We start from the raw sequence: 2,125 nt of genomic DNA, 5'->3' as shown, positions 1-2,125 counted from the left end.
CGCCCATCTGCAGCGACAGTTCAGGCAAGCCCCGCGTGGTGGCCGACGCTGTCGGCCGCGTCGATCCTCAGATCGACCACATCACGAACAGGGAAGCGGTCCGCGCCCTGGTGAGTGGGCTTCCCCGACGCCAACGCGAGGTCCTGCACATGCGTTTTTTCGAATCGATGACGCACAGCCAGATCGCCGAACGGATCGGCGTCTCGCAGATGCAGGTCTCACGCATCCTCGCCAGCACCCTGCAGTGCCTGCGCGACCAGTTGGAGTAGCGCCGCGCCCTTTCCGCACCGCCCGGTTTCCCGACGATGTACTGTCCGATTCGGCACTCGAGCCGGTTTGCTTCGCCAGATGCAGCCCGGGAAGGAGCCGGGAAGGGGCGCGTGTGATGAGGATTTCTCCGGTGGCGGCGGCAGGTGTGGCCGTGGCGGCGGCGCTGGTGGTGGCCACGAGCGGCTGCGGTACCCATGCGACGACATCGACCCCGAAATCCGCTTCCGCCACCTCGGCCCGGGGCAGCCGTGGCCCCGAACCGACCACAGCGGCGCCGGTAGGGCCCGGCGAATATGCGGGGTTGCTGATCAAGGCCACCGACATCCATGCACCGGTGACGTTCACCGGCAGTCCGCCGACGGAGAATCCGAACGGCCAGCCGGGTGTGGCAACAACATTTCGCGACGAAGACGGCAGTCACCTGATCAAGGACACCATTCGGGTGTTCGACGACCCCGGCGCGGCAACGAATGCGCTCAACGCGGCAAAGAGCGCTCAGGGCGACATCGTCAAGAAGCCGACATCGCGTCCAGCCAACATCGGCACCGGCGGGACGACGCTGTCCGGAGATTCCCCGGACGGGCTCAAGGGCGTGACGGTGCTGCTGTTCACCGCGGGCAAAGCCCTCGTCACGCTGCAATTCGACGGCCCGCCCGGTTCGCTGGTACCTCAGGAGTTCATGACCGACGTCGGCCAGAAGCAGGACGCGGCCGTCAAGAAGGGGCTCGGCGGCTGAACCTCATGCCCGGTGACCGATATCGCCGGAGCCATCTCGCCGATGATCCAGACCTCCCGAATAGGCGACTCCGGCACCCAGTCCCTCTGGCCTGACGAGGGAGCACGCCTGGAAAAGCTCCACACGCCATGGGCGCTGGTCGCGACAAGCCTTCCGCGCCGATAGTCGATTTCGACGGTCCCGCGGGTTCGCCGCGCGGCGGCTCCGGGAAGACTCGGGACCGGAATTCGACGCGACAAGGGCAGCGGTGAGTGTCGCTGCGGTGTGTGTTGCGCGCCCGCAACGGTATCTCGACCGGGTGGTGACGACCTGGTGCGCTGAGACCCGCCTGCCTCACTGCGACTTCAACGGCTTCTCCATCGATCGCCCAATGGGCTCCGACGGCCGCCATCGCAAGCTCCGTGAACACCGCGCGAGCTGCTGACCTGGCGGCCATCTTGTGGCTATCCTCAGAGTGCCGCAACGTCCGGAATAGGAGCCGCACATGTCGTCGAACGTGATCGTGGCACCCGTGGCTCTAGCTGTGGCGTCGGCCGATCTGAGCGGGATCGGCGATGCGATCAAAGACGCCTCCGCCGCGGCGGCACCCGCGACGACGGGGATTGCCGCGGCGGCCGGCGACGAGGTGTCGGCGGCCATCGCCAAAGTGTTCGGCAGCTTCGCCGCAGAGTTTCACACGCTCACCGCGCAGACGGCGCTGCTCCACGCGGACTTCGTGAGTGCGTTGAGCGCGAGCGGGGCCACCTACGCCGCCGGCGAAGCCGCGAATGTGCCACTGCTGGCGGACCTCTCACTGCTGGTGAAGGGAGTCGAACAACAATTCTTCGACCAGGGTTTCTGGTCCCCCTTCACGTATCTGACCGGACATCCGCTGTTCGGCGAGCAAGCCGTCGGACCCGCCGTCACCGGGACCACCGGCCCAGGCCTCGCCGGCAGACTGCTCACCGACCTTTTCAACGGGACCCTCGGGAGCCAGAGCAGCGGTGTCTTTCAGGGGACGGGGACCCCTGGCCCGGTAACGGGGGTCAGGGAGGGTTTTTCCTACCTGGACCTCAACGTCGGCCCCCACGGCTACGACGCCCCGGCACGTTGGTATTTCCCGACGCAGGCAAACGGAAC

General features: G+C 66.8%; 3 protein-coding genes. All 3 read left to right on the top strand.

Annotation, left to right across the window (positions count from 1 at the left end; all coding sequences use genetic code 11):
• Positions 1 to 269, top strand: a 269-nt coding sequence (locus AC2VOK_RS15825) for a sigma-70 family RNA polymerase sigma factor (RefSeq protein WP_428901335.1), incomplete at its 5' end; no start/stop codon positions are given.
• A gap of 116 nt (positions 270 to 385) precedes the next feature.
• A complete protein-coding gene (locus tag AC2VOK_RS15820) occupies positions 386 to 1,006 on the top strand; it encodes a hypothetical protein (RefSeq protein WP_428901334.1) in 621 nt (206 codons plus the stop codon).
• A gap of 484 nt (positions 1,007 to 1,490) precedes the next feature.
• Positions 1,491 to 2,125: PE family protein (locus tag AC2VOK_RS15815; RefSeq protein ID WP_428901333.1), on the top strand; the 635-nt coding region annotated here is incomplete at its 3' end.

The sequence above is a fragment of the Mycobacterium sp. TH-M116 genome, assembly GCF_057473685.1.
This window is presented reverse-complemented; position numbering and strand designations above follow the sequence as displayed.

Bases quoted from the DNA above. Each gene is read 5' to 3' on its own strand.
- AC2VOK_RS15820 (WP_428901334.1), top strand. From the start codon at position 386: ATGAGGATTTCTCCGGTGGCGGCGGCAGGTGTGGCCGTGGCGGCGGCG.